An 8,435-nucleotide genomic window follows, 5' to 3' on the forward strand; every position below is an offset into this window, starting at 1 on the left:
CCCTCCCCCACCCGCCCCCCCCCCCGCGCGCCCAGCGGGCCCCCCCCCCCCCCGCCCGGCCGGGGGGCGGGGGGGGCGCGGACGTTACAGCCCCCTTCGGGCCCGGCAGCCGGACGGCCGGGGCGGGCACCCGCACGGGCGAACTACAGTCGTCGGTATGACGAGAACCCCGGACAGCGCCGTCCGCTCCTACATCGACCAGCACCGGTCCGCCTTCCTGGCCGACCTGTCCGACTGGCTGCGCATCCCGTCGGTCTCCGCCGACCCGGCCCGCGCCGGGGACGTGCGGCGCTCCGCCGAGTGGCTGGCCGCCAAGCTGCGCGACACCGGCTTCCCGGTGGCGGAGGTCTGGGAGACGGACGGCCTGCCGGCGGTGTTCGCCGAATGGCCCTCGGGCGACTCGTCCGCCCCGACCGTCCTGGTCTACGGGCACCACGACGTCCAGCCGGCCGCGAAGGAGGACGGCTGGGACACCGACCCGTTCGAGCCGACCGTCGTCGACGGACGGATGTTCGCGCGCGGCGCGGCCGACGACAAGGGGCAGGTGTTCTTCCACACCCTCGGCGTGCGGGCCCACCTGGCCGCCACCGGGCGCACCGCGCCGGCCGTCAACCTCAAGCTGCTGATCGAGGGCGAGGAGGAGTCCGGCTCGCCGCACTTCCCGGCCCTGGTCCGGCGCGAGGCCGAGCGGCTGGCCGCCGACGTGGTGATCATCTCGGACACCGGCATGTGGTCGCGGACCACGCCGACCGTCTGCACCGGCATGCGCGGCCTGGCCGACGCCCAGATCGACCTGTACGGGCCGGACACCGACATCCACTCCGGCTCCTTCGGCGGCGCCGTCCCCAACCCGGCGCAGGTCGCGGCCGAGCTGGCCGCCGCCCTGCACGACGGCGACCGGCGGGTCGCCGTGCCCGGCTTCTACGACGGCGTGATCGAGCTGACCGAGCGCGAGCGCGCGCTGTTCGCCGAACTGCCCTTCGACGAGGAGCAGTGGCTGGCGGTCGCCAAGTCCTCCGGCACGCGCGGCGAGGCCGGCTACTCCACCCTGGAGCGGATCTGGGCCCGCCCGACCGCCGAGGTCAACGGCATCTGGGGCGGCTACACCGGCCCCGGCGGCAAGACCATCGTCCCGGCGTCCGCGCACCTCAAGCTCTCCTTCCGGCTGGTGGCAGGGCAGGAGGTGGAGAAGGTCCGGGAGGCCGTGCGCGCGTGGGTGGCCGAGCAGGTGCCCGCGGGCATCCGCTACGAGCTGGTCTTCCCCGGCGCGACCCGGCCCTGCCTGACGCCGCTGGACCACCCGGCGCTGCAGTCCGTCGTCCGCGCGATGGGCCGGGCCTTCGAGCAGAAGGTCCTCTTCACCCGCGAGGGCGGCTCCGGCCCCGCCGCCGACCTCCAGGACGTGCTCGGCGCGCCGGTGCTGTTCCTCGGCATCTCGGTGCCCTCCGACGGCTGGCACTCGGTCAACGAGAAGGTCGAACTCGACCTGCTGGCCAAGGGCGTGGAGACCGCCGCCTACCTGTGGGGCGACCTGGCCGAGAACTTCCGGCCCGGCGCGTGAACGGGCGCGGCGAGGCGGGCGCGTGAGCGAGCGCAGGAACGGGTGCGGGCCCACCGGGCCCGCCCCGGCAGTCAGATCACTCATCCGGATGATTCACCTGATGCACCACGTGGGGATGGAACGACGTGAGCACCGTGCCTGAGACCGAACGCCCCCTGTACCTGGCACTGGCCCGGGCCGGAGTGGACCGGGCGGCCGAGCACCGGTTCGACGAGCCCTGGCTCGCCGCGGCCTGGAGCCACCCGAACACCCGGGTGCTGCCGATCGCGGGCGGCGAGGCCTTCGTCGTCGACACCGCCGGGGGCACCGAGCTGGTCCTGCTGCCCTCCTTCGAGGCGCCGCAGACCGGCGACCGGTACTTCCTCGGCACCGACGACGACGGCGTCTCCTACTTCGCGCTGGCCGGCGAGAGCCTGCCCGGGCGCCTGGACGGCGACGCCCGTCCGGCCGGGCTGCGCGAGGTCGGCGCGCTGCTGTCCGACCGCGACGCGGGGCTGCTGGTGCACGCCGTCGCCCTGGAGCACTGGCACCGCCTGCACAGCTTCTGCTCGCGCTGCGGCCACCCGACCGAGAAGGCCGGCGCCGGGCACGTGCGGCGCTGCACCTCCTGCGCGGCCGAGCACTACCCGCGCACCGACCCGGCGGTGATCATGGTGATCACCGACGAGCAGGACCGCTGCCTGCTCGGCCGCCAGGCGCTGTGGCCCGAGGGCCGCTGGTCCACCCTGGCCGGCTTCGTCGAGCCGGGGGAGTCGATCGAGCAGGCCGTCGCCCGCGAGGTCCACGAGGAGGCCGGCGTGCGGGTCGGCGAGGTGCGGTACGTCGCCAGCCAGCCCTGGCCGTTCCCGTCCAGCCTGATGCTCGGCTTCACCGGCAAGGCGCTGCCCGGCGGCACCGAGATCACGGTGGACGGCGAGGAGCTCGCCGAGGCGCGCTGGTTCTCCCGCGAGGAGCTGCGGGCCGGCATGGAGGCGGGGGAGATCCTGCCGCCCTCGGGGATCTCGATCGCGCGCCACCTCGTCGAGCTCTGGTACGGCGAACCGCTGCCGTCCGCGGCGCGCTGGTAATCCGCTCCCGGGCGCTCCCGGAAAGCCCGGGAAAGCTCAGGGAAGCTCGGGAACGCCCGGGAAAGCTCAAGAAAAGGGGGCGCGCGGCACATGCCGTGCGCCCCCTTTTCCGATTTCGATCCCTTTCGGAAGCCGCACCCTCCGGATGTTCGTGACCGGACGGGCCGTACCCGCCCAGGCCGCCCGCCGCCCGGCGCGCACCGCCGACCCGCGCGGACGACATTGCCGGAAACGGCTGAAACCGCGTCACCGCGCTCGCTACATTCACTCGGGTGACAATCCCCCGGGGCACCGCCCAATCCCCCAAATACCAGCGCCTCGCCGCCGACCTGCGCCGCCGCATCGCCGAGGGCGAGTTCACCGCCGACGCCGCCCTCCCGGTCGAGAGCGAACTGGAACGCCAGTACGGAGTCGCCCGCAACACCGTCCGCCTCGCCGTCGACGTCCTCGTCAACGAAGGCCGGCTCGTCCGCCTCCAGGGCAAGGGCACCTACCTGCGCGAACACCCCGTCCTCGACCACCGCGCCTACGGCCCCGCGCTGCCCACCGCCCCGCGCGACTGCCTCGCCGTCCCCACCGCCGTCTACCTCGGCGAGGCCGCCGACGCCGGCCGCGAACTCGGCACCGACTTCGAGATGATGATCGTCCGCGCCCGCGTCGACATCGCCGAACGCCTCGGACTGCGCCCCGGCGAGGCCATCGTCGTGCGCCGCCAACTGCGCACGCTGGACCGCGAGCCGTACTCGATCGAGGAGAGCCACTACCGGGCCGGGCTCGCCGCCGGCACCCCGCTGATGGAGCCCGACGCCGTCGAGGGCGGGGACGAGGCCGTCCTCGCGGCCCTCGGCCGCACCGAGATCGGCGCCGTCGACCACCTCGTGGCCCGGATGCCGGGACCGGAGGAGGCCCAGTGGTTCCAGGGCGGCCCCGGCGTGCCGCTCATGGTGCAGACCCGCGTCACCTACGACCGGCGCGGGCCGGTGCGGGTCATCGAGACCCGCTACTCGGCCGACCGCTGCCGGCTCGTCTACGGCGTCGGCGACCTCGGCGCGCGCACCACGCTGCCCGCGCCCGCGACGCCCGTCGACCAGGCCCCGGCCGACGCGCCCTGAGACGCGCGCCGGGGCCCGGCCGCCGGGCCCGGATCAGGCCGCGAGGGCCTTCTTGACCTGCAGCAGGCTCGGGTTGGTCATGACCACCCGCTCGCCGCCGCCCGCCGGCGTCACCAGCACCGTCGGGACCGTCTGGTTGCCGTTGTTCACCGACTCGACGAAGGACGCCGACGCCGGGTCCTCCTCGATGTTGATCTCGGTGTAGCCGATGCCTTCACGGTCCAGCTGGCTCTTGAGTCGATTGCAGTACCCACACCAGGTCGTGCTGTACATCGTGACGGTGCCGGACATCGGGGGGACTCCTTCGGGGAGGGGGCGGACGGTCTCTGGTTCTCCGGACGCAACGTCCGACGCGCGGCGGGCATTCCGGCCGCCGCGTCCCGGAAGGGCCGCGGCCGCCGCGTTCGGGAGGCCGCCGCGTCGCGGAGAGGCAGAGCGATCATCCTGCGATCACACCGGGCCTGTGGACAACCCGGCCCCGGTTGTCCCACCGGGCTGAGAGGATGGAACGCATGCAGGAAGACCTCTTGAGCGGCGGCCCCGGCGACCTCTGGACCGACCCCGCGGCGGCGGCCCGCGACGCCGGCCCCGACGCCGTGCTCGCCGGCCTCGACCCCGAACAGCGCGCCGTCGCCACCGCCCTGCACGGGCCCGTCTGCGTCCTCGCCGGCGCCGGCACGGGCAAGACCCGCGCCATCACCCACCGCATCGCCTACGGCGTGCGCAGCGGCGTCTACCAGCCCCAGCAGGTCCTCGCCGTCACCTTCACCGCCCGCGCCGCCGGCGAGATGCGCGGGCGCCTGCGCCAGCTCGGCGCCGACGGCGTCCAGGCCCGCACCTTCCACTCCGCCGCCCTGCGCCAGCTCCAGTACTTCTGGCCCCGCGCCGTCGGCGGCCCCGTCCCGCAGCTGCTCGAACGCAAGATCCAGCTCGTCGCCGAATCCGCCGGCCGCTGCGGCCTGCGCGTCCAGCGCACCGAACTGCGCGACCTCACCGCCGAGATCGAATGGGCCAAGGTCACCCAGATCGGCCCCGACGACTACCCCGCCGCCGTCCAGAAGTCCGGCCGCGACGCTCCCCGCGACCCCGCCGAGACCGCCCAGGTCTACCGCGTCTACGAGGAGGCCAAGAGCCGCCGCGGCGTCATCGACTTCGAGGACGTCCTCCTGCTCACCGCCGCCATCCTGGAGGACCGCCCCGACATCGCCGACCAGGTCCGCGCCCAGTACCGGCACTTCACCGTCGACGAGTACCAGGACGTCTCCCCGCTCCAGCAGCGCCTCCTCGACCAGTGGACCGGCCCCGGCGGCGGCGCCAGCCTCTGCGTCGTCGGCGACGCCAGCCAGACCATCTACTCCTTCACCGGCGCCACCCCCGACTACCTGCTGAACTTCCGCAGCCGCCACCCCGAGGCCACCGTCGTCAAGCTCGTGCGCGACTACCGCTCCACCCCCCAGGTCGTCCACCTCGCCAACGGACTCCTCGCCCAGGCCCGCGGCGAGGCCGCCCGCCACCGCCTCGAACTCGTCTCCCAGCGCGAGGCCGGCCCCGAACCCGGCTACACCGAGTACGAGGACGAGCCCACCGAGGCCGAGACCACCGCCCGCCGCATCAAGGACCTCCTCGCCACCGGCGTCCGCGCCAGCGAGGTCGCCGTCCTCTTCCGCACCAACGGCCAGTCCGAGGTCTACGAACAGGCCCTCGCCGACCTCGGCGTCCCCTACCAGCTCAAGGGCGCCGAGCGGTTCTTCGAACGCCCCGAGGTCCGCGACGCCGGCGTCCTGCTGCGCGGCGCCGCCCGCGCCGCCGCCGACCCCCTCACCGCCGGCGCCCCCGACCTGGCCGGCCAGGTCCGCGCCGTCCTCGCCAGCCGCGGCTTCACCCCCGAACCGCCCGCCGGCTCCGGCGCCGTCCGCGACCGCTGGGAGTCCCTCGCCGCCCTCGTCCGGCTCGCCGAGGAGTTCGAGCGCACCCGCACCGCCGAAGGACTGGGCGCGGACCTCGCCGCCTACGTCGCCGAACTCGACGCCCGCGCCGCCGCCCAGCACGCCCCCGCCGTCGAAGGCGTCACCCTCGCCTCCCTGCACGCCGCCAAGGGCCTCGAATGGGACGCCGTCTACCTCGTCGGCCTCACCGAGGGCACCCTGCCGATCATCTACGCCAAGACCGACGAACAGGTCGAGGAGGAGCGCCGCCTCCTCTACGTCGGCGTCACCCGCGCCCGCAAGCACCTCTCCCTCTCCTGGGCCCTCTCCCGCTCCCCGGGCGGCCGCGCCAGCCGCAAGCCCACCCGTTTCCTCGACGGGCTGCGCCCCGGCTCCGCCGCCCCCGGCACCCGCACCGGCGCGCGGGGCGGGCGCGGGGGCGTGGAGTTCGGCGAGCGCGCTGCCGGGCGGAAGGTCCGCGGACCGGTCAAGTGCCGCGTCTGCGAGCGCGTCCTGACCGACGCCGTCGAACGCAAGCTCCGCCGCTGCGAGAGCTGCCCGTCCACCATGGACGAGGCGCTGTACGAGCGGCTGCGCGAGTGGCGCGCCCGGCAGGCCAGGAAGCAGGGCGCCCCCGCCTACGTCGTGTTCACCGACGCGACGCTCATGGCGATCGCCGAGGACGTGCCCGCGAACCGCCAGGAACTGGCCCAGATCTCCGGGGTCGGCGCCATGAAGCTGGACAAGTACGGGGCCGCCGTGCTCTCGTTGTGTGCGGGGGAGGAGCCCGAGGAGGAACCGGACGGCGTCATGGACGACGGTCCGGTCGAACCGGCGTGAGCCGGTCCGGGCGTGGTCACGGGGACTGCTCAGGGGACTCCCGCGGGGCATCGGAACGCGCCGTCCGGCGCGACGCGAAACGCGACGCGAAAACCGCCGTGAAAAATAGTTTGCGCGGCGTACCGGGAGCGCAATAGCCTGCCGGAGCGGTCAAGGGGACGCGAACGCACGGGGTGACGCCTGTGCCGAGTTCCCGCGCCCAAAGCTTCACCAAGACAGACATCCGAACATCGGAGCAGGGGAAACCCGGCTCCGCGAGACGCCGAGAGGAGGCGAAGACAGTGGGAAACATCATGATCACCAAAATGACTGGCCGGACCGTTGTCGCTGCCTCCCTGCGTGATGCCCTCCTGTGGGCGCCCGCAGAGCTCGGTGGAACCGGTCTGGGTCTCGACACCACCGGTGTCTCCGTCGTCCCCGCCGTCGCTGTCAGTGGTCTCGGACACACTGATCTGTGCGTCGCGAGCGGCAGGAGCGTCGAAGGCGCCTCCGTCGAGACCGGTCTGTCCCGCGATTGGGCGTCGTTCGGCACGCCGCGCTCCGAGCGCGACGAGCGACCGACCCAGGCACCGAAGGCGGTCGTAGCCGCAGCCATGCATGGCGGCTATGCGCAGGTCATCGGTGCCGGAAACGCCCAGAAGCAGAACGAGCAGCTGATCAACAAGCAGGCCATGGCCGCCTTCATCGGCGCCACGGCCATCCGGATGCGGGCCTTCCGCGGGCCTGAACCCTGGAGAGAACGAACCTGAAACCTCAGGTCGGCACCTCCAGGGCCGCGGAACCCGTCACACCGGGATCCGCGGCCCTTCTGTTTTGTCCGGTACGCAAGACCACCCAGGCCCCCCGGGGCCTCCGGCCCAGCCCCACCAGTCAGCCGGGCCGGAACCACTGAGAAGACGAGGAAGACGCAGACAGTGTCCACGGTCATCACACCGCCCACCCCGTCCGTACCGCCGACAAGCCAGATCACCAAGGCCGACCAGGCCGACCCCCCGGAGGTTCTTTCCATGCAGCTCAGCTCGATCGAGCAGGCCGAGGCACTCGGTCTCCCCATCCCCTGCCGCGCCTTCGACCCCGAGGTCTTCTTCGCCGAGACGCCCGCCGACGTCGAGTACGCGAAGTCCCTCTGCGGCACCTGCCCGGTCAAGGAGGCCTGCCTGGCCGGCGCCCTCGAGCGCCGCGAGCCCTGGGGCGTCTGGGGTGGCGAGCTCTTCGTCCAGGGCGTCGTCGTGGCCCGCAAGCGGCCCCGTGGCCGTCCGCGCAAGACCGAGGTCATGGCGTGAGCCCCGACCTCGGAGCCGGAGCCGTCCGCCGGGGAGAGCAGCCCCCACTGGACAGTTCCCTCCGCCGCTCCGTGCGGATCGCCGCCGCCAAGGCCGACGCGGCCCGCACCAACCCCTTCCCGACGACGCACCACGAGCAGGACCACCACATGACCGCCGCCATCGACCCCGCCGTCCGCGCCGAACAGGCCAACGAACTTCAGATCCAGAACAGGACCCTCGAAATGCAACTCCTCCACGAATCCCTGGCCCGCGCCCATATGCAAGACCGGCTGCACGAGGCCGAGCACCAACGGCTCGTCCTGCGCATCGCCCGGGCGCGCAAGCTCAAGCAGCGGGCCGAGCGCGCCTCGCTGCGGGCCCGCAAGGCCCTCGCCGTCGCCCTGATGTAGTCCGGCCCCGGTTCGACGCGCGCGCCCCGTGGCCACGCGCGGCCACGCGCGTGCAGGCGCGCACGGACAGGCACAGGACGAACGGCAGACCCCCGTCGCACCGCAGGCCGCCCCCCGCACCCGGGGAGCGGCCTGCGGCCGTTGTGGGGGGGGCGGGGGGGCGGCGGGGGGGGGCCCCCCGCGCCCCCCGCCCCCCCCCCGCCCCGGGGGGCCCCCCCCCCCCCCCCGCCCCCGGCGGCGCCACCCCGCCCCCCC

8 protein-coding genes are annotated in these 8,435 nt (G+C 74.0%); 7 read left to right on the top strand and 1 reads right to left on the bottom strand.

Going from position 1 to position 8,435, the window contains the following annotated elements:
• The first annotated feature begins 157 nt into the window (after window positions 1–157).
• The 3 genes from ACFV4G_RS09550 to ACFV4G_RS09560 all read left to right on the top strand — a co-directional run bounded on the left by ACFV4G_RS09550 (window position 158) and on the right by ACFV4G_RS09560 (window position 3,740).
• The gene (locus ACFV4G_RS09550) at window positions 158–1,561 is read left to right on the top strand and encodes a dipeptidase (RefSeq protein ID WP_380438262.1); all 1,404 of its coding nucleotides are present in this window, start codon (window positions 158–160) and stop codon (window positions 1,559–1,561) included.
• Between the two features lie 125 nt (window positions 1,562–1,686).
• Complete coding sequence (gene nudC / locus ACFV4G_RS09555) at window positions 1,687–2,628, top strand: NAD(+) diphosphatase (protein WP_380438264.1); 942 nt, start codon at window positions 1,687–1,689, stop codon at window positions 2,626–2,628.
• Between the two features lie 272 nt (window positions 2,629–2,900).
• Window positions 2,901–3,740 (top strand): GntR family transcriptional regulator, encoded by an 840-nt coding sequence (locus tag ACFV4G_RS09560; protein WP_380438266.1) that lies wholly within the window; start codon window positions 2,901–2,903, stop codon window positions 3,738–3,740.
• Window positions 3,741–3,773: 33 nt separating this feature from the next.
• On the opposite strand, the gene ACFV4G_RS09565 is transcribed toward ACFV4G_RS09560, so the two are convergent.
• Window positions 3,774–4,031, bottom strand: a complete 258-nt coding sequence (locus tag ACFV4G_RS09565) for a mycoredoxin (RefSeq protein ID WP_329928084.1) — start codon at window positions 4,029–4,031, stop codon at window positions 3,774–3,776.
• Window positions 4,032–4,336: 305 nt separating this feature from the next.
• Between ACFV4G_RS09565 and ACFV4G_RS09570 the strand changes: the two genes are divergently transcribed.
• The 4 genes from ACFV4G_RS09570 (at window position 4,337) to ACFV4G_RS09585 (ending at window position 8,180) form a co-directional block, all read left to right on the top strand.
• A complete protein-coding gene (locus ACFV4G_RS09570; RefSeq protein ID WP_380438282.1) occupies window positions 4,337–6,505 on the top strand; it encodes an ATP-dependent DNA helicase UvrD2 in 2,169 nt (722 codons plus the stop codon).
• Window positions 6,506–6,798: 293 nt separating this feature from the next.
• Window positions 6,799–7,254 carry a hypothetical protein gene (locus tag ACFV4G_RS09575; protein WP_380438268.1) on the top strand — a complete coding sequence of 152 codons (456 nt, stop codon included), beginning with the start codon at window positions 6,799–6,801 and terminating at the stop codon, window positions 7,252–7,254.
• Window positions 7,255–7,419: 165 nt separating this feature from the next.
• Complete coding sequence (locus ACFV4G_RS09580) at window positions 7,420–7,788, top strand: WhiB family transcriptional regulator (protein ID WP_380438270.1); 369 nt, start codon at window positions 7,420–7,422, stop codon at window positions 7,786–7,788.
• Between the two features lie 149 nt (window positions 7,789–7,937).
• Entirely contained in the window at window positions 7,938–8,180 is a 243-nt protein-coding gene (locus tag ACFV4G_RS09585) for a hypothetical protein (RefSeq protein WP_359966313.1), read from the top strand.
• The last annotated feature ends 255 nt before the right edge of the window (window positions 8,181–8,435 follow it).

Source organism: Kitasatospora sp. NPDC059747, from assembly GCF_042732955.1.
In the GTDB taxonomy this organism is placed as follows: Bacteria; Actinomycetota; Actinomycetes; order Streptomycetales; family Streptomycetaceae; genus Kitasatospora.

Excerpts from the sequence above, each read along its gene's own strand:
- ACFV4G_RS09550 (WP_380438262.1), top strand. The coding sequence starts at position 158 with ATGACGAGAACCCCGGACAGCGCCGTCCGCTCCTACATCGACCAGCAC.
- ACFV4G_RS09565 (WP_329928084.1), bottom strand. The coding sequence starts at position 4,031 with ATGTCCGGCACCGTCACGATGTACAGCACGACCTGGTGTGGGTACTGC.
- ACFV4G_RS09575 (WP_380438268.1), top strand. The coding sequence starts at position 6,799 with ATGATCACCAAAATGACTGGCCGGACCGTTGTCGCTGCCTCCCTGCGT.
- ACFV4G_RS09585 (WP_359966313.1), top strand. The coding sequence starts at position 7,938 with ATGACCGCCGCCATCGACCCCGCCGTCCGCGCCGAACAGGCCAACGAA.